Annotated in this window: 16 protein-coding genes; 11 read left to right on the plus strand and 5 right to left on the minus strand. The window is 72.0% G+C overall.

Features of this window, described 5'->3' with window-relative positions; genetic code table 11:
- The first annotated feature begins 72 nt into the window (after nt 1-72).
- Nucleotides 73-2,550: an OmpL47-type beta-barrel domain-containing protein gene (locus tag ACWPWV_RS08955; RefSeq protein ID WP_454042573.1), complete on the plus strand. Its 2,478-nt coding sequence runs from the start codon at nt 73-75 to the stop codon at nt 2,548-2,550.
- 151 nt (nt 2,551-2,701) lie between these two features.
- On the opposite strand, the gene ACWPWV_RS08960 is transcribed toward ACWPWV_RS08955, so the two are convergent.
- Nucleotides 2,702-4,363, minus strand: coding sequence for a hypothetical protein (locus ACWPWV_RS08960; RefSeq protein WP_454042574.1), 1,662 nt, complete (start codon nt 4,361-4,363; stop codon nt 2,702-2,704).
- A 271-nt stretch (nt 4,364-4,634) separates the two neighbouring features.
- Here ACWPWV_RS08960 and ACWPWV_RS08965 point away from each other — a divergent pair, with 271 nt between their 5' ends.
- From ACWPWV_RS08965 to ACWPWV_RS08975, 3 genes are read left to right on the plus strand one after another with little or no spacing between them, the layout of a single operon-like run.
- Nucleotides 4,635-5,045: a hypothetical protein gene (locus tag ACWPWV_RS08965; RefSeq protein ID WP_454042575.1), complete on the plus strand. Its 411-nt coding sequence runs from the start codon at nt 4,635-4,637 to the stop codon at nt 5,043-5,045.
- A 34-nt stretch (nt 5,046-5,079) separates the two neighbouring features.
- Nucleotides 5,080-5,619, plus strand: coding sequence for a nucleotidyltransferase family protein (locus tag ACWPWV_RS08970; protein WP_454042576.1), 540 nt, complete (start codon nt 5,080-5,082; stop codon nt 5,617-5,619).
- Nucleotides 5,616-5,939 carry a HepT-like ribonuclease domain-containing protein gene (locus ACWPWV_RS08975; protein ID WP_454042577.1) on the plus strand — a complete coding sequence of 108 codons (324 nt, stop codon included), beginning with the start codon at nt 5,616-5,618 and terminating at the stop codon, nt 5,937-5,939. The genes ACWPWV_RS08970 and ACWPWV_RS08975 overlap by 4 nt, the downstream gene beginning before the upstream one ends.
- Before the next feature lie 25 nt (nt 5,940-5,964).
- Here ACWPWV_RS08975 and ACWPWV_RS08980 read toward each other — a convergent pair whose 3' ends face one another.
- On the minus strand, nt 5,965-7,653 hold the full coding sequence (locus ACWPWV_RS08980) for an SIR2 family protein (protein WP_454042578.1): 1,689 nt from the start codon (nt 7,651-7,653) through the stop codon (nt 5,965-5,967).
- Entirely contained in the window at nt 7,653-8,309 is a 657-nt protein-coding gene (locus ACWPWV_RS08985; protein WP_454042579.1) for a DUF6308 family protein, read from the minus strand. The genes ACWPWV_RS08980 and ACWPWV_RS08985 overlap by 1 nt, the downstream gene beginning before the upstream one ends.
- 104 nt (nt 8,310-8,413) lie before the next feature.
- Between ACWPWV_RS08985 and ACWPWV_RS08990 the strand changes: the two genes are divergently transcribed.
- The 6 genes from ACWPWV_RS08990 (at nt 8,414) to ACWPWV_RS09015 (ending at nt 12,601) form a co-directional block, all read left to right on the plus strand.
- Complete coding sequence (locus ACWPWV_RS08990) at nt 8,414-8,803, plus strand: hypothetical protein (protein ID WP_454042580.1); 390 nt, start codon at nt 8,414-8,416, stop codon at nt 8,801-8,803.
- Nucleotides 8,804-8,855: 52 nt separating this feature from the next.
- Nucleotides 8,856-9,899, plus strand: a complete 1,044-nt coding sequence (locus ACWPWV_RS08995) for a hypothetical protein (RefSeq protein ID WP_454042581.1) — start codon at nt 8,856-8,858, stop codon at nt 9,897-9,899.
- A gap of 55 nt (nt 9,900-9,954) precedes the next feature.
- Nucleotides 9,955-10,911, plus strand: coding sequence for an HNH endonuclease (locus ACWPWV_RS09000; RefSeq protein WP_454042582.1), 957 nt, complete (start codon nt 9,955-9,957; stop codon nt 10,909-10,911).
- Between the two features lie 185 nt (nt 10,912-11,096).
- Entirely contained in the window at nt 11,097-11,450 is a 354-nt protein-coding gene (locus tag ACWPWV_RS09005; protein ID WP_454042583.1) for a DUF4352 domain-containing protein, read from the plus strand.
- Nucleotides 11,451-11,533: 83 nt separating this feature from the next.
- Entirely contained in the window at nt 11,534-12,136 is a 603-nt protein-coding gene (gene mug, locus ACWPWV_RS09010; protein ID WP_454042584.1) for a G/U mismatch-specific DNA glycosylase, read from the plus strand.
- A gap of 102 nt (nt 12,137-12,238) precedes the next feature.
- Nucleotides 12,239-12,601, plus strand: coding sequence for a DUF4440 domain-containing protein (locus tag ACWPWV_RS09015; protein ID WP_454042585.1), 363 nt, complete (start codon nt 12,239-12,241; stop codon nt 12,599-12,601).
- 9 nt (nt 12,602-12,610) lie between these two features.
- Here the strand turns inward: ACWPWV_RS09015 and ACWPWV_RS09020 are convergent, their stop codons facing one another.
- Nucleotides 12,611-13,912, minus strand: a complete 1,302-nt coding sequence (locus ACWPWV_RS09020) for an FAD-dependent monooxygenase (RefSeq protein ID WP_454042586.1) — start codon at nt 13,910-13,912, stop codon at nt 12,611-12,613.
- A 199-nt stretch (nt 13,913-14,111) separates the two neighbouring features.
- On the opposite strand from ACWPWV_RS09020, the gene ACWPWV_RS09025 reads away from it, so the two are divergent.
- Nucleotides 14,112-16,307, plus strand: a complete 2,196-nt coding sequence (locus ACWPWV_RS09025) for a family 43 glycosylhydrolase (protein WP_454042587.1) — start codon at nt 14,112-14,114, stop codon at nt 16,305-16,307.
- Nucleotides 16,308-16,446: 139 nt separating this feature from the next.
- Here the strand turns inward: ACWPWV_RS09025 and ACWPWV_RS09030 are convergent, their stop codons facing one another.
- Entirely contained in the window at nt 16,447-17,403 is a 957-nt protein-coding gene (locus ACWPWV_RS09030) for a ribonuclease Z (protein ID WP_454042588.1), read from the minus strand.
- Nucleotides 17,404-17,408 lie beyond the last annotated feature (5 nt).

Raw genomic sequence — 17,408 nt, forward strand, 5'->3', positions numbered from 1 at the left:
ACCAGCGTCCCGGGGCACCGCCCCGGAGTCCACGACCTGAACGACCTGCACATCGACGAGGAGTGCACACCCATGGAACGACACAGCGCGAGAGCGCGCGGCGGACAGCGGCTCCTGGCCGCCGTCGTCGCCGGCCTCACCGCCGCGACGGTCATCTCCGTCGCCCCGGCGACGGCGAGCCCCCAGCCGGCGGCCCTGCCGTCGGTCGCCCAGCCGGCCGACGCGGAGGCCACCGAGGCCGTCGTCGCCGCCGAGCAGGTGCTCACCTGGACCGGCGACAACAGCGTCACCGACTACAAGACGTTCCCGGCGACGGCGACCGCGGGTCCCGCGACGATCGTCTTCGAGAACAGCCTCGCCACGGGCAACACGTTCGGCATGAGCCACACGCTGACGTTCGACACCGCGACGCCCGGCTACAACCACGACGTGGACCTCAACATCCTCGCGAGCCCGTTCGACGCGATGGGCGGCCTGCACGAGGCCGAGGTCGTGCTCACCGAGGGCACGTACCGCTACTTCTGCGCGATCCCCGGGCACGGCGACATGTGGGGCGAGCTCGTCGTGACCGGTGACGGCGGCAGCGGCGACGACACCACCGCGCCGTCGGTCAGCGCCACGGTGACGGGCGACCAGGACGGCGCGGGCGCCTACGTGGGCGGCGCGACCGTCACGCTGGCCGCGACCGACGACGGCTCCGGCGTCGCGGGCGTCGAGTACGACCTCGACGGCGCGGGCTGGCAGGCCTACGACGAGCCGTTCGTCGTCGACGCGGTCGGGGCGCACACGCTCCAGTTCCGCGCGACCGACGTGGCCGGCAACACCTCCGAGGCCCAGACGGCGACGTTCACCGTCGTCGAGGGCGACGGCCCCGTCGAGGACACGACCGCCCCGGTCGTCGAGCCGATGGTCATGGGCGAGCAGGACGAGGACGGCGCGTACGTCGGCTCGGCCGGCTTCATGCTCCACGCGACCGACGAGGAGGGCGGCTCGGGCGTCGCGTCGATCGAGTACGCGGTCGACGGCACCTGGCTGCCGTACACGACGACCGTGCAGTTCGCCGAGCCCGGCGAGTACGCGGTGCAGTACCGCGCGACCGACGAGGCGGGCAACGTCTCGGAGGTCGGCACGTCGACGTTCACCGTCGTCGCCGACGGCGGCGGCGAGGACACGACGGCCCCGACCGTGACGGCCGAGGTCGCCGGCGAGCGCGACGACAACGGCGCGATCGTGGGCTCCGCGACGGTGACCCTCACCGCGACCGACGACGCGTCCGGCGTCGAGACCGTCGAGTACGACCTCGACGGCGCGGGCTGGACCGAGTACACCGAGCCGGTCGTGGTCGACGCCGAGGGCGAGCACACGCTCGTCTACCGCGCGACGGACGTCGCGGGCAACGTCTCCGAGGAGACGGTCACGGAGTTCACCGTCGTCGCCGAGGGCGGCGGCGAGGACACCACCGCGCCGACGGTCGCCACCGAGCTCAGCGGCACGCAGGACGACGACGGCGCGTACGTCGGCTCGGCGTCGGTCATGGTGACCGCCACCGACGACGGCTCCGGCGTCGCGTCGGTCGAGTACGACCTCGACGGCGCGGGCTGGACCGCGTACACCGAGGCCGTCGTGGTCGACGAGCCCGGCCAGCACACGCTCGCCTACCGTGCGACCGACGAGGCGGGCAACGTCTCCGAGGCCGCGACCGTGACCTTCGTGGTCGTGGCGGGCGACGGGAGCGACACGGTGGCGCCCGAGGTGGACCACCGTGTCTACGGCCAGCTGAACGACGCCGGCGAGTACGTCGGTCCCGCGTTCGTCCGACTGCGCGGGACCGACGCCGGCTCCGGCGTCGCGTCCGTCGAGTACCAGCTCGACGGCGGGGAGTGGACCGCGTACGCGAAGCAGATCTCGCTGCGCACCCCGGGCGAGCACACCATCACGTACCGCGCGACGGACGTCGCGGGCAACGTGTCGGCGCCGCAGAGGGTCACCGTCGTCATCGAGGGCGGCGAGCCCGGCGGCGGCGAGGGTCCCGAGGTCACCGCGGGCATCGGCGGCAGCCGCAACCGCGACGGCGCGTTCGTCGGGCGGGCGACCGTGACGCTCACGGCCGTCGACGAGGAGTCGGGCGTCGACCGCACCGAGTTCCAGGTCGACGGCGGCACGTGGCAGCGCTACGCCGCACCGTTCGTCGTCGCGGCGGACGGCGAGCACGTCGTGCGCTACCGGGCGGTCAACGGTGCCGGCGAGACGTCGCAGACGGGCGAGGTGACCTTCACCGTCGTCCAGCTGCTGCGCGACCGCTGCCAGGGTTCGGACGTGCGGCCGACCGTCGTCATCGACGGCCACGACAGCACGGTCCAGAACTTCGACGACGGCGAGGGCTGCACGGTCAACGACCACATCGCCGAGGGCGACGAGTACCCGACCCACCGGGAGTTCGTCCGCCACGTGCGCGAGGTGACGGCCGACCTCGTCGACGAGGGCGTCCTCATCGGCGCCGAGCGGCAGCTGATCATCGCTGCGGCGGAGCTGTCGGACATCGGTCGCTGATGCTCTGACGGGATGTGCTGACGCAGCACACGAGAAGGCACGGGCCGCGCTCCCTCGGGGGCGCGGCCCGTTGCTGTGCCGTCCGTCATCGGTCACACCGGGATGGCGGCCTCATGAATCATGAGGTCCGCTGTTCGTCGCCGCGAAGCCGTCAGCGCTTGGGAACCGTGACTGTAGGACTGATCGCCTGGGTAGCCGCCTGGTCCGAAGGGGCCAGCACTCTGAAGACGCGGTTCGCGGTCGTCCGACCGACCAGGAACCGGACCTCGCTCGTCGAGCCGGCCGACCCAGCCGCTGTACGGGTCACGCGAGTGACCCATGTTCCGTTCGTGAGCCGCTCCTGCAGAAGGACCTTGCCCACCGGCGCGACCTTCGTCACGAGGATCGCCGAGGTGCGGGGCGCCGTCGGATGCTGGATGCGAGCAAGGGAAGCCGTTCGCGACACCGTGACGCGGGAGGTCTGCGACGTCGACCCGGTGTAGGTCGACGTGCCCTGGACGACCGCCCGGTAGTCGCGCGAGACGCGTGGCGTCGTCGAGAGTGCCGCTACGCCGTTCTTCGTCGTCGCCGTCGCCACGGTGCGCCAGGTCGTCGACCCCACAGCCCGCTCCTGGAAGGCGACCCGTACGTTGATCGGAGCTCCCGTGGAGTCGAGGACCGTGGAGCGAAGAACCGTCGGGCTCGTCGACCTGACGGTGGCGGGGACCGCATGGGGCTTGCTCACCGACGTCGGGACCTTGGCGACCGTGAGTGTTGTCGATGCTGACGACGGTTGGAGCTGGTCGGTGCCGCCGAACGACACCGTGATGTCGTGCGTTCCCGGTGCGATCTCGAAGTTCTTCACGACACGGAGCCTCGAACGCAGTCCGTGTTCCGTCTCCGTTCGACCGAGCTCGTTCGCGGGCGCAACGACGTGGCCCAACAGGCGTCCGTCCACGCTGATGGCTACCGGTTCACCGAGCAACCACTGGGAGGATCCTGGTGACCAGTCCACGATCTCTGCGACGACCTGCGCGTGGGTGGCGCTCACGGTGGCCGACGTGATCGCCGTTTCCGTCCTCGTCCGGTTGTCGAGCAAGGGTTTGGACGAAGTGCCAGCCGGGTACCCGGCATCTCCGAGGTAGTCCAGGACGACCGGCTCCCCGATCGCGAGGCCGCTGACTCTCAGCCGCGCCCACGACTCGTTCACGTAGACGCTCGACGGCGTCAGCTCGGCCGTTCCGACGATCGCGTCACCACGACGCACGACAACCGTCCCCGTCGCCTTGTTCGGTGTGACCAGACCTCCGATGTTGAGAGTGCGCGGGGTCACGACCGTCGCATCGACGTTCGTCACGCCACCCGCCTTGACGTCGGTCGACATGCGCAGGCTCACGGAGCTCGACGCCGTCGTGACACGGGCAGGCCACGAGCGCGACGGGCTGCCGTCAACAGGTTCGAAGACCACGACGATGTCGAACGACGATTCGGAGCGTGGTGCCGAGACACCCGCGAACGAGCGGGACCCGCTCGACAGTCGCGACTCCGCGATCACCTCGCCGCTGCCAGAGAGGGCGAGCCGGACGGTCCCGTCGGCAGGAGCGCCCGACGCGCACTCCGCCACGCGAACGCTCGCCCCGAACTGCCGGCCGTAGGCGTGGGTCTGCGTGAACTGGGCGCGAAAGCCGTCGACGCATGCGGGATCGTCGACGGCTTCGACAGTGCCCACGGCCCCAGGCCCAGCCACTTCCTCTGCATGTGCTGCGGTCGGGCCAACCAGAGCCCCGAGAACCAACGCGATCGTGCACCACCAGGCGGCGTACCGCTTCGTCATGCTCACTCCTGTCCGCGAGCCGAGCGCGGACTCCCGCGTCGAGCAGCGCGAGCATAGGGCACCCACAGGACTTCTCGGCTCGGTTGTCGCGGGTGAACTCTTGGACAAGTCAGCGTCCGATCTGGCGGCGAGGAGCCGAGCAGTCGTGGAAGGGTGACTGCATGACGGCGCTCGCCCAGCTCCGCAAGCCCGCGCTCGCGCTGCCCGAGACCGTCGAGAAGCCGCATCTCGGGATGGTCGCGTTCAGGTTCCACGGCAAGGGTTCGCGTCGGTGACGACGGACGACGGCGTGCAGCTCCACCTCCCGGCCGACGACGTCGAGCGGCTGCTCGCCGAGCATCCCGGTGCCTCGCGGCTGACCCGGGGCGAGTCCCTGCTCGGGGTGCGCGTGCCGCTCGCCGAGGTGAACGGGCAGCAGCTCAACCACTGGGTACGCCGCGCGTGGCTGCACCGGGCGCCGAAACGCCTCGCGGCGACGGTCGCGGCGGGGGACGCCGCCGAGCCGGGGCAGGTCGGGGACCTGCCCGCGTCGATCGGTGGCCCGGCCAAGCGCGCGCTCACCGGCGCGGGTCTCACGTCGCTGTCCGACGTCGCGCGGCTGAGTGATGCGGAGCTGCTGGCTCTGCACGGGGTCGGGCCCAAGGCGGTGCGGCTGCTGCGGGAGGCGCTCGCGACGCGATGATCGCTCCGATAGCATCTGCTATCGGAGGTGACGTATGGCTGCGGGGTCTGAGGTCGAGAGGGCGTTCGAGGAGTATCTCGGCGCGCTGACGGTCAGGGCGGACGTTCTGCGTGCGGAGGCTCGCGAGACGCTCGAGCGCGGTGCGCGCCAGGCGGCGGCACTGGGGTGGAGCCAGCGCCGGATCGCTCGCGCGCTCGGTCGGAGCCAGCCGGAGGTCAAGCGACTCCTCGACCGCTCCGCCGGAGCCGGTGCCGCCCGGATCGATGACGGCGAGACCGGCGGGCGCGTCTCCGTCCTGGACGACGTCCTGCGACGGCGGCGTGACGCCGTGGTCCACGCCGCGGCGCGGCACGGCGCCCGGAACGTGCGAGTCTTCGGATCGGTGGCGTCGGGGGCGGACAGCGCCGAGTCGGACATCGACCTGCTCGTGGACCTCGACGACGACGTCGGGCTCCTGGCGCTCGGTGCCCTCCAGGTCGAGCTCGAGGAGATCCTCGGTCGCCCCGTCGACGTGGTGCCGGAACGGTCCCTGCGGCCGGCGGTGCGCGCGACGGTCGAAGCGATCCCGCTGTGAGGCGCAGCGACGCGGACCATGTGCGGGACGTGCTCGAGCACGTCGAGGTGATCCACCGCTACGTCGCGGAGGGTTCGTGGGATCAGCAGATCCTGGTGGACGCCGTGTGCCTCCGCCTCGCCGCGTCCATCGAGCGGGCAGCGCAGCTGAGCGACGAAGCACGGGCTGCCGCGTTCGGAGGGTCGTGGACCGCGATCTGGGCGACACGGAACCGGATCGCGCACGGATACTCGACCGTCGATCCCCTGATAGTCCGCGCGACCGTCGAGAACGACCTCGACGAGTACGCGGGCGCGCTGAGGCGGGTCGTCGGCCGGTAGACCCCCAGGGCGCCGCGACAGCGGGTCAGCGACCGGCGGATCCCGCACCGAACTGGTCGAGGGTGTCGGCGAGCTGGGTCCAGGCGTCGTCCGTGCCGATCCGACGAGCGGCCTTCGCCATGCTCCGAAGATCGGCGACGAGTGACACCGCCTCGTCCCCGCGCTCGTCGGCGTACCGATCGTCGAGCAGGTGCGATGCGTCGCGCTCCGCGTGCATCGCGACGACGTCGAGGAACACCGTGAGCGCTCGCGCGGCCCGGCGGCGCTCGGCCGCCTCGCGGTCGCGCAGCGCCTCGTCCGACTCGGCGGGCTCCGGCGTCGGCGTCGAGGTTCCGATCCGGTCGGCGGCGTCCAGGGTGGGGACGACGACGTCGAACCGGCCCTTCCACAGGCGGCTGAACGCCGCGTCGTCGGCGAGGTGGACGACCGTGCCGATCTCCGGTGCGCCCGGCGCGCGCTTCTCGATGCTCGCGCGGAGGCCGGCCACCTCGTAGGCAAAGCGCAGCAGGTTGTCGTCGGTCATCGACGCGCCGACGACGAGCAGGTGCTTCGTCATCATCAGCGACTGGACGAGCGACCCGACGGGCTTCCACCGGGTGTCGTAGTGCACGAACGAGCTGCGGGACAGCACGATCGAGTCCGGGTGCTTCACGTCGCCGTGCATCTTGAGCAGCCACGGCCGGTCGGTGCTCGTGCGGTCCCACGGGAGCCGGTCGATGACGACCCGCTGGTCGTCGGACGGGCGGCCGGCAGTCGCGGTGACGGCCTGCTCGTAGAGCTGGTCGTAGTTGGTCGTCGCCGCCTCGCGCACGCGCATGCTCGCGAGAACGGTGTGGGCGAGGCTGGGCCGGGCAGACGCCGCCGTGATGATCTTCGCGACACGGCTGCCCAGCGCCTTCTGCGTGTCCGCCTTGGCGCGTGCGGACCGGTCGGCGAGCGCGACCTGGATGAGCTCCGCCTGCTCGAGCGGACCGAGCTCGCTGATGCGCGCGCGAACGTCGCTGTCCAGGTCGAGCTTCGCGACCAGCTCGGTGAGCAGATGGCTCCACGAAGGCAGTCCCGCGGCGATGCTCACACCGGCGCCGAAGAACAGGGCGAGGTCTCCGTCGGCGGCGTGCCGGCCCAGCTCCTGCGCTCGTGTCGTCGTCTCCGGCGGGAGCCCGGTGGGTCGGGCCAGCGCCCGACGGCGGTGCTGCAGCGCCGAGTAGTCCGCCCGGTTCGACGCGACGAGGGCGACGTCGACGCCGAGGTCGCGTGCGGCGTCGTGCAGGGTGGTGAGGAGAGCCGAGATGACCTGGCCGCGGCGCAGCCGGTGGCCGCCGTAGCCGGTCCCGATGACCGGGAGCGCGACGAGCGGCAGGTCGCGACCCGCCGTCTCGGCAGCGGTGCGGAGACGGTCGGCCGAGTGCTCGACGATCGCGGCGACGGCCCGGCGGGCGGCGTCTCCGACGCCGTCGGGCGTGGTGGCGATGGTGTCGAGGAACCAGACCTCTGGCTGGTGCTTGGCGCTACGGCGGGACGTTCGCGCGGGGAGGGCTGCGCCCTGCCCCCAGCCGCCCGGCTTGACCTGGCTCCAGGTGGTCGCCGGCTCCAGGCCGGCCGCGTCGCGCCACCAGCGCTCGACGTGGAACGCCGCATCGGTCGGGATGACGAAGGCGTCGGCGCTCAGCGCCTCGAGGCGGCCGTTGACGACGAAGAGGTGTCCCTCGGTCATCAGGCGGCTTCTGCGTCAGTGGTGGGGTTGAGATAGCGGTAGTGCATCCACACGACGACGTCGAAGACACGCAGCGCCGAGATGTCGTCGCCGATGCCGGCCTCGTCGCGGAGGGAGAGGAGGTGGCGGTGGAGCGCGCGGCCGTCGGCGCGCAGCGCTGCGCGAAGTGCTTCCCAGAACGAGGCGGAGGGCGTGACCGCCGCCTGCACGACGGTGTCGTAGACCGGGATGAGGCGCGGACGTTTGCGCGCCAGGAGCTTGCCCGCCGTGACCCAGCCGATGCCGCGGACGTCGCGCAACGTCGCCCACAGGCGGTTCGGGGCCCAGTCGTCGGGGATCGACTCCACGTCGACGAGCTCGAGGTCGTGAGGGATCTCGGCGAGCAGGCTCGCGAACTCGTCCGCACGAGACTCGAGGAGCTGGATCGCTCCGTGAGGTGGCACGTTCACCGACAGGAGCGAGACGGCGACGAGGTCGTCCGCAGTGAACCGGTCGGCGACGTCCGGGCGGTCACCTCCACCCGCCAGGCGCTCGAAGCGTGAGCCCGCCCAGCCAGACGTCCCGTCGACGGGACCGAAGTACCGGCGGAGGTGCTCGACGGCCTGGGCACGGGAACCGGGCGTCAGGATCTTCGGGACGTTCAGCGTCGAGGTCACGCGGCCACAGTAGGTGCGACCTCGTGCCCGTCCGCGTCCACCGTGCGGGTGAAAACTGCGTGCACCTCTTGCGCATGTGCAGTTACTGCACATAGCCTGATCGCATGACCTCGACCCCGGCGCGACAGCCCCGCCCTCGCCTCGACGCCGTCCGTGCGGCGCTCGACGAGGCGACGAGGGCTGCGCCGGGACAGGCGGTCGAGCCGCTCGCCCGGGCTCGTGGATTCCTCGACGCCGCACTCGATGAGGCCATGGCCGAGTCGCTGCTCGCCGGGGCGTCGATGCGGTCCGTCGCGGAGGAGGCGGGCGTCGCGCCCAACACCGTGCCGCCTCGGCTCGGTCGGACCGAGTCGCTCGGCGGCTACTCCGGTCCGGACGGCCGCGTCTCGGCCGAGGGCGTCACTCGCGCCCGCTACGACCGCGAGCGCGGCACCCCGCCGCCGGCCGCGCCGTCGTCCACGGAACCGTTGCGGTTCCGCCGACGCCGCAGCTGAGCCAGCGCCACTCTCCAGGACCCAGACCAGCAGCACGACGAAGGGAACCGCCATGCCCGACAACGCCCTCACCCACCTCGCCATGCTGCTCGACCGGTCCGGTTCGATGCAGGCGATCAAGACGGCCACCGAGCAGGGCTTCGACCTGTTCCTCTCCGAGCAGCGCGAGGCGCCGGGGCGCTGCACGGTCACGCTCGCGCAGTTCGACAACGAGTACGAGGAGGTCTACACCGACCTCGACATCCGTCAGGTCCCGCGGCTCGACCTGCGGCCGCGCGGCATGACGGCGCTGCTCGACTCGATAGGCCGGCTCGTCCAGACGACCGCGCTGCGCATCGCGCAGCTGCCGGAGGAGCAGCGCCCGGGCGCGGTGATCGTCGGCATCATGACCGACGGCATGGAGAACGCGTCGAAGGAGTTCACGCACGCCGCGATCAAGGCGCTCGTCACCGAGCGCGAGGAGACGTTCGGATGGACGTTCCTCTACATGGGCGCAAACCAGGACGCCATTGAGGTCGGCGAGTCGATCGGCGTCAAGCGCGAGCGCTCGCTCACCTACGACACGGCGAACGTCGATCAGGCCTACGCCGCGACGTCGCGCAGCATGGCCGCGATGCGCGGCGCTGTGTGGGCGGGGGCGGCCCCCGCCGCAGCGCGCGACCAGCACGCCGGGTACACGGAGGCGGAGCGGCTCAGCGCGGCCGCACCCCGAGGTGCGGCGCGTCGCGGTGGTGAGGGGACCAAGACGTCGCCGTTCTCCGAGCTCGAGCTGCTCGCGCACCTGCGCAGCTGGCTCACCACCGGAGAGACGACCGTCGCCGACGTCACGAGCTACGGCGGCAGCGCGGCACTGCACGCGGTGCTCGGCGGTGTCCCGGTGTTCATCAACGCCGACAGCTCGCGCGCGGCCGTGCAAGAGCTCATCGACGACGCAGCCCGCGGTCCGGTCCGATGGTCGGCCCTCGCCAACCGGTCCGGCACGCTCAACAAGGTAACCTTCCGGCCCGACGGCGCCAGCGTCCCTGGCTTCTATTGCTACACCAGCGAGGTGCAGCGCACCGCCGGTCCGCTAGGCGCGGTCGCAAACCGCCGTTGAGCGCCTGACGGCGCGACGCGGGTTAAGCTCACGGCGAGTCGAGGAGGAGATTGCCGTGGAGCGGTCCGTCTGGAGCTGTTACTCCAAGGTGTTTGCGACCAGCGACGACGCGCTGTATGAGGACCGATTTGGCGAGCGATACGAGTACGACTCGAACGTCGTGAACAGCTCTCGAATCCGCGAAGGGGATATTCTCCTCATTCGCGATGCCCAGTTGATCTTCGGCTTCGGGGTCGTCGACCGCATCGACGCTTCCCAGGGCGAGAAATTGATGCAGCGGTGCCCTCAGTGCTCCCGTGCGGCCGTGTCCCGACGGAAGGCAGTGATTCCGGAGTATCGCTGCCTCAAGTGCAAGGCCGAGTTTGATGAGCCACTCGTCCAGCCGTCCATCGTGACCAAGTTTGTCGCACACTACGGGCGATGGTGGGTCCCACTTCCCTCGCCCGCACCTGTGCGCCGGTTGCTCGAAATTTACGCTCAGCAGGACCGGCAGAATGCCATACGGCGGCTCGATGCGATTGAGGCAGAACATCTCATCGGACAGCTTGCTGGCGTTGACGGGCAGTTCTTCGTTCAGATCTCCCACGCGGTCGGGCCGCTCGAAGGCGGCTTCATAGAATCCGTGGCGAAGGTGCGGCGAGGCCAGGCGCGGTTCCGGCAGGGCCTCGTCGACCGTTTTGGCACGGTGTGCGCGGTAACTGGTCCGCAGCCCGATCAGATACTGGACGCAGCTCATCTGTACTCGTACGCGAACGCGCCGCATCACGATCCGAATGGTGGACTGCTCCTCCGGGCGGACGTTCATCGGCTCTTCGACCGACTCGTGCTGACGATCGACCCGAAGACTTGGCGTGCGCGTGTCGATCCCGCCCTGGTCGATCGCTTCGCGCTCTTGCGCGACCTGGCAGATCGAGAGCTGGTGCTCGACCAAGCAAAGCGGCCGCGAATCGATCTCGTTCATGGCCACTTCGACCTGGCGACACGGGCCTGGAAGGATCGCCGCGTGGTGTGAACCGGCCTTGCTCGATCGGGTCCGGTGAAGCCGACGCGAGCCGGGCGTACGCCGAGGGGCCCCCGTAGATTCGATGCACCCGACAGGGTTTCGAATTCACCGTGACGTCGGTGGAGTCGGGCGTGCCGAGTGTCGGGGACGAGTTCCTCAACGAGCAGGCGCAGGGTCGGTAGGTGGTGGTGCACATGACGGCGACGAACATCGGCGACGAGGCGCAGGTGTTCGACGGGTCGAGCCAGGAGCTCACCGACACCGTCGGCCGCACGCACTCTTCCGACGGCAGCGCGGCGATCTACCTCGGGAACGCAAACAGCTTCCTCACCGACATCAACCCCGGGAACTCCGTCGTCGCGCAGCCGGTTGAGGCTGTACCCCCGCACGTACACCGGGTCATCGACGTGCAGCACGCCGAGCTCGGGCGACGCCTCCGCGTAGAAGAGGGGACCGTCGTGTTCGACATCCCTGCCGACGCCGTGCCGGCGTCGATCGACCTGCACGACTCGTTCCTCTCGGGCGGCGTCGAGGTCGCGCTGGGCTGACGTCCCGGCGAGGAGGCTCTGCAGCACCGAGCCGGGGCGACGTCCGCGTCGACCCCGGAACCCGTGCGCGCCAGGATGGTCCGGTGCCTCCCCACAGCCCCGACGACCGCCCGACGCCGCCCTACCCGCGCCCCACGCCGGCCGAGCTCGCCGCCGCGCGCGATCGCGAGATCGACGACTGGCTGCGCGACGACCTGGACGTGCTGTTCTGCGGCATCAACCCGGGCCTGTACTCCGCGGCCGTGGGGCTGCCGTTCGCCAACCCGGGCACCCGGTTCTGGAAGGCGATGCACACGGCCGGCTTCACCGACCGCGTGCTCGGCCCGTGGGAGCGCGACGCGTTCCTCGACGCTGGCCTCGGCATGACGAACGTCGTGCGTCGCGCGACGGCGCGCGCGGACGAGCTTGCGCCCGAGGAGATCGTCGACGGCGGTCGTCGGCTCGTGCAGACGGCCGAGACGTGGCGCCCGCGCTGGGTCGCGGTGCTCGGGCTGGGCGCGTACCGCACGGCGTTCGGCGACCGCCGCGCGACGACCGGCCCTCAGGAGCGGCGCATCGGCCCGGCGCGCGTGTGGCTGCTGCCCAACCCCAGCGGGCTCAACGCGCACCACACCGTCGGGACGCTCGGCGCGGCGTACGCGGAGCTGCGCAAGGCGGCGGGGCTGCCGGACCGCCGTCGGGCCTGACGCCGCGCCCCTGGCGGGGCCGACCAAGCGGCTCCACCAGCCCCCCGACCTGCCGGACCGGAGCGCGCGCGAGCGCGACAGGCCGTGCCTACCGTCGACAGCATGGACGCCCAGGGAACCGCTCAGGAGTTCTTCGATCGCTACACGCGCGCGCTGCTGGACCGCGACGAGGAGGCGCTCGCCGACCTGTACGCCGTGCCGGCGCTCATCGCGTTCCCCCAGCAGTCGCTCGCGGTGGCCGACCGCTCGCAGACCGCCGCCTTCTTCTCCTCGGCCTTCAGCCAGTACGAGGGCGTCGAGAACACCAGCGCAGACATCGAGGTGATCGCGGAGGCCCCGCACAGCATCTGGGCGGACGTCACGTGGCACCACGACAACGACCTCACCGAACGGTTCGTCTACCAGCTCCTCGACACGGGCGACCGCTGGCAGATCGGCGTCCTCACGCCGCTGCCCACCGACTGACGGTTTTCCTCACGCCTCGCCCGGCGTCGGCGGCCGCCAGCCCATGACGCCGTCGAGCGCGCGCGTCCCGAGCGACGCGGCCCAGGTCCCGGCCGCTCGCGCCCCGAGGTCGCGGGCGCCGGTCAGCACGGGCGACGTCCACCGCGTCGGGACGGCGACCTGCGCGGACAGCCTCATGACCTTCTCGACCCGCGGCCGGCGCTCGGCCGACCACGCCTGCAGCGCCGACGCGACGTCGAGCCCGCCGGACCGGCGCGCCACGGTCGCCGACGCCGGCACCCGGACGCCCAGCACGACCGCGTCCTCGAGCGCTTGGCACCCGCCCTGCCCGACGTTCGGCAGCATCGCGTGCGCTGCGTCGCCGACGAGTGCGACGCGACCGGTCGCGAGCGTCGCCGGGGGAGCGGGCAGGCAGCGGAGCGCGTGCCGCAGCGTCTGCGCGGGGTCGACGGACGCGAGCAGCTCCGGGATCGGCTCGTGCCAGTCGGCGAGGCGCTCGCGGAGTTCCTCGAAGGTCTCGGGCACGTCCGCCGCGTCGGCGACCGAGACGTAGGAGTACACCCGACCGTCGGCGAGCGGCACGATCCCGACGACGATCCCGCGCCCCCAGGTCTCGCCCCCGACGATGTCCGTTCGGGCCGGCGCGACGAGCCGCCACGCCGTCGACCCGCCGTGCACGGGCCGCGGCGCGTCTGGCCACCACCGCGTCCGGGTGGGGGAGTCGATGCCGTCCGCCGCGACCACGAGGTCGGCCTCGACCTCCTCGCCCGACGCCGCGGCGTCGGGCGCGTCCGTCCCCGCTGGCCCCGCGCCGTCGGCCACGTCTCCTCCCGCGGGACCCCCGACGTCGGGCACGTCACCGTCGACCGACCTCGCGGCGTCGGACACCAGGACCACCGCGGGCCGCCCGCCGTCCCCCGCGCGCACGACGGCGGCGCTCGCCCCGAGCCGCAGCGCGCCGTCGGGCAGGGCGTCCGCGAGCATGCCGACGAGCTGCGCGCGGTGCAGGACGAGCGTCTGGTCGCCGAACCGCGCGCCGGCATCCGCCGTGTCCGCGCGCACGAGCCACCGGCCGTCGGGGCGGCGCATGCCGACCTCGCCCTGGAGGGTCGACAGCTCGCGCAAAGCGTCGCCGAGGCCGAGCGCGCCGAGTGCGCGCACCGCGTTCGGCGCGACGGCGATCCCCGCGCCGACGGGCTCGAGCGACGTCGCGCGCTCCAGCACCGTGACGTCCCAGCCGCAGCGTGCGAGCGCGACCCCGGACGAGAGTCCACCGATGCCGCCGCCGATCACGACGGCCCGCGCGGTCACCGTCGTCCGTCCTGAGGTGCAGTCACCCGCAGACCGTATCGCCGCCACGGCGCCTCCACCCTGACTCCGTCGGTGGTCGATCGTGCAGTGTTGGCTCTTGCCCGAATGTGTTGACTCGTGTGCGTTCGCCAGGGACACTCAGATTCCCAGGGACGACGCTGCCCCGGGGACACCGCCCCTCACCGTCGAGAGGACACCGATGAGGCCACGCGCCCGGTCCACCCGTTCCCTGCCCTCGCTCGCCGCGCTCGCGACGAGCGCTCTCGTCGCGCTCGGCCTCGTCGCGTCCGCGACGACCGCCACCGCGGCCGCCCCCAGTACCGCGACCACAGGTCCCGTCGCCGCGCAGGCCGCTGCCGACGCGGCGCCCGTGATCGAGCCCGTGATCGACGACAACTTCCCCGATCCCGACATCCTGCTCGTCGACGGCGTCTACCACGCGTACGCGACGAACTCCGACGGCGACAACGTCCAGCACCGGACGTCGACGGACCTCGTGACGTGGACCGAGCAGCCCGACGCCGCGCCCGAGCTCGGCGCCTGGGTGGGGGAGTGCAGCTTCAGCCCCGGCGGCGCGACGGACCGGTGCGTCTGGGCGCCCGAGGTCGCCGCGGTCGAGGGCGGCTACGCGCTCTACTACACGGCGCGCGACGCGACGACGGTGCGCCAGTGCATCGGCCTCGCGCTGTCCGACACCCCGGACGGGCCGTTCGTGCCCGTCGGCGACGACCCGATCGTCTGCCCCAACGGCGAGGACGGCACGCAGGACCTCGGCGGCGCGATCGACGCCGGCACGTTCCACGACGGCGACCAGCTGTGGCTGCTGTGGAAGGCCGACGGCAACTGCTGCACGGGCAAGACGGCGATCATCTACGCCCAGCCGCTCTCGGCCGACGGCACGACGCTCACCGGCCCGGCGACGGAGCTCATCCGGGTCGACCTCGCGAACGAGGGCCGCGTCGTCGAGGCGCCGACGATCGTCGAGCGCGACGGCACGTACTACCTCATCTACTCCGCCAACGACTTCTACGGCGGCGCCTACCGGACGGCCTACGCGACGTCGGACAGCGTGACCGGGCCCTACACCAAGGCCACCACCGAGCTCATGACGAGCGACCGCTTCCGGGGCGACGTGCGCGGCCCGGGCGGCCAGGACGTCGTGACGACGCCCGACGGTGGCACCGCGATCGTCTTCCACGGCTGGAACGAGGCGTTCACGTACCGCGCGATGTACCTCAGCGACCTGGAGTGGTCGGAGGACGGCGTGCCGTCGGTCGCCGCGGCGTCCGACCGGTACCAGGCGGAGGACGGCGTCGTGACGAACGCGCGTGTCGTGCAGGACGGCAGCGCGTCGGGACTCGCGAAGGTCGGCGGGCTCGACTTCGCGGACAGCTCGGTCTCGGTCGAGGTCTACGCCGAGGAGGCCGGCCCGGCCCTGCTGGGCGTCCGGTACGCGAACGGCTCGACGGTCGGCGCCGAGCGCGTCCCGTCGACCCACACGATGACGGTCAACGGTGAGGACGCCGGGACCGTGACGTTCGCGCACACGACGTGGGGCAACTGGCAGACGGTCGAGCACGTCGCCGAGCTGGACGCCGGCTGGAACACCGTCACGCTGACCCGGGCCACGTTCTTCGCCGAGATCGACGCGATCGACGTGTTCCCCGTCCTCGACGAGCCGCGGACCGTCGTCCCGCCGGTGATCCCCGACGACGCGGTGCGGTACGAGTTCGAGGACGGCGTGATCGTGCGCGGCTCGGTGGGCACCGCTGCGGGCGCGTCGGGCGGGGAGAAGGTCGGCGGCCTCGACTTCGCCGACAGCTCCGTGACGCTGCAGGTTCAGGCCGAGGAGGCCGGGCCGTACACGCTCGCCGTGCGGTTCGCGAACGGGTCGGAGCGCGGCGGGTACACGCTGTCGTCGACCGACCGCGTCACCGTCAACGGCGAGGACGCCGGGGTCGTCACCTTCCCGCACACGACGTGGGGCAACTGGCAGAGCGTCGAGCACGACGTCGAGCTCCAGGCCGGCCTCAACACCGTGACCTTCACGCGCGGCAGCTGGTACACCGAGCTCGATGCGCTGGACGTCTACCCGCGCGAGGAGCCGCCGACGGAGATCGACGTCGCGGTGACCGCGCAGACCCGCTGCCTCGGCAACGCGGCCTTCGTCGCGGTGCGGGCGACCAACGACGGCGACGAGGCGCTCGCGCTGACGCTCTCGACGCCGTTCGGCGAGAAGAGCTTCGCCCAGGTGGAGCCCGGAAAGAACGCGTACCAGTCCTTCAAGGTGCGCGGCACGGCGGCGGCGGGGGAGGCCACGGTCACCGCGACCGCCCCGGACGGGATGACGCAGACGTTCACCGCGGCCTTCGACGCGCCGAGCTGCGGCGCCTGACGCCGTCGACGAGCACTACCCGCGAGCCCGGCGGCCCCTCACGACGAGGGCCGCCGGGCTCGTCCGTGCCCACGGGGCGTGTCGCGTCGTCGGACGGGCGGGCGTTGCGCTGCTGGACGTCGCGCTGCTGGATGCCGAGCTAGTGGGCGCCGCGACGGTGGGCGCTGCGGCGCCGGGGGACCGGTACGCGGTCGAGGTCCTGCGCGACGGTGAGGTCGCCGTCGAACACGGTGCGGGCCTCGCGCTCGAACGCGCGCGGGTCGGTGTAGCGCTGCGAGAAGTGCGTGAGGACGAGGTGCCGCACGCCGGCGTCGGCGGCGACCTTCGCCGCCTGGAACGCCGTGAGATGGCCCCAGCGCTCGGCCTGGTCGAGGTCGCGGTCGAGGAACGTCGACTCGATGACGAGCAGGTCGACGCCCTCCGCGAGCTCGAGCACGGCGTCGCACAGGCGCGTGTCCATGACGAACGCGAACGACTGGCCGGGGCGTGGCGCGCTCACATCGTCCAGGGTGACGGTCCGGCCGTCGGGCGCGGTGACGACGCCGTCGCGCTGCAGCTGCCCGACGACCGGCCCCGCCAGACCGTGCCGCGCCAGGAGGGTGGGGTCGAGGCTGCGGCCGTCGGGCTCGTCGAGCCGGTACCCGACCGCCTCGAGCGTGTGGTCGAGGCGGCGGTGGCTCAGCGTGAAGCCGGGGTCGGGCCGGTCGGGGGACGGCGGGATCGTGCCGTCGGTCGTCAGCGGCTGCTCGAGGAGGTGGCCGCGGCGGTGGTGCGCCGACGCGTCGAGCAGGTGGTCGACCCACCGCTGTCCCGACGCCGGGTACGACACCGGGATGGTGTGCCGCACCCCGTCACCGCTGATGCGCTGCGCGACGCCCGCGAGCCCGAGGCTGTGGTCGCCGTGCAGGTGCGTGATCGCGATGCGCGTGAGGTCCGTCGCGGAGACGCCCGCGAACGTCATCTGCCGCTGCGTCCCCTCGCCGGGGTCGAAGAGGATCGCCTCGTCGTCCCAGAAAAGCACGTACCCGTTGTGGTTCCGCGTCCGGGTCGGAACCATGCTGGCCGTCCCCAGCACCACGAGCTCCCTGCGCGACATGCCGA

The sequence above is a fragment of the Cellulosimicrobium sp. Marseille-Q8652 genome (assembly GCF_965112045.1).

Coding starts and splice junctions, on each gene's coding strand:
- ACWPWV_RS08955 (WP_454042573.1), top strand. CDS start 73: ATGGAACGACACAGCGCGAGAGCGCGCGGCGGACAGCGGCTCCTGGCC.
- ACWPWV_RS08960 (WP_454042574.1), bottom strand. CDS start 4,363: ATGACGAAGCGGTACGCCGCCTGGTGGTGCACGATCGCGTTGGTTCTC.
- ACWPWV_RS08970 (WP_454042576.1), top strand. CDS start 5,080: ATGGCTGCGGGGTCTGAGGTCGAGAGGGCGTTCGAGGAGTATCTCGGC.
- ACWPWV_RS08980 (WP_454042578.1), bottom strand. CDS start 7,653: ATGACCGAGGGACACCTCTTCGTCGTCAACGGCCGCCTCGAGGCGCTG.
- ACWPWV_RS08990 (WP_454042580.1), top strand. CDS start 8,414: ATGACCTCGACCCCGGCGCGACAGCCCCGCCCTCGCCTCGACGCCGTC.
- ACWPWV_RS08995 (WP_454042581.1), top strand. CDS start 8,856: ATGCCCGACAACGCCCTCACCCACCTCGCCATGCTGCTCGACCGGTCC.
- ACWPWV_RS09005 (WP_454042583.1), top strand. CDS start 11,097: ATGACGGCGACGAACATCGGCGACGAGGCGCAGGTGTTCGACGGGTCG.
- ACWPWV_RS09015 (WP_454042585.1), top strand. CDS start 12,239: ATGGACGCCCAGGGAACCGCTCAGGAGTTCTTCGATCGCTACACGCGC.
- ACWPWV_RS09025 (WP_454042587.1), top strand. CDS start 14,112: ATGAGGCCACGCGCCCGGTCCACCCGTTCCCTGCCCTCGCTCGCCGCG.
- ACWPWV_RS09030 (WP_454042588.1), bottom strand. CDS start 17,403: ATGTCGCGCAGGGAGCTCGTGGTGCTGGGGACGGCCAGCATGGTTCCG.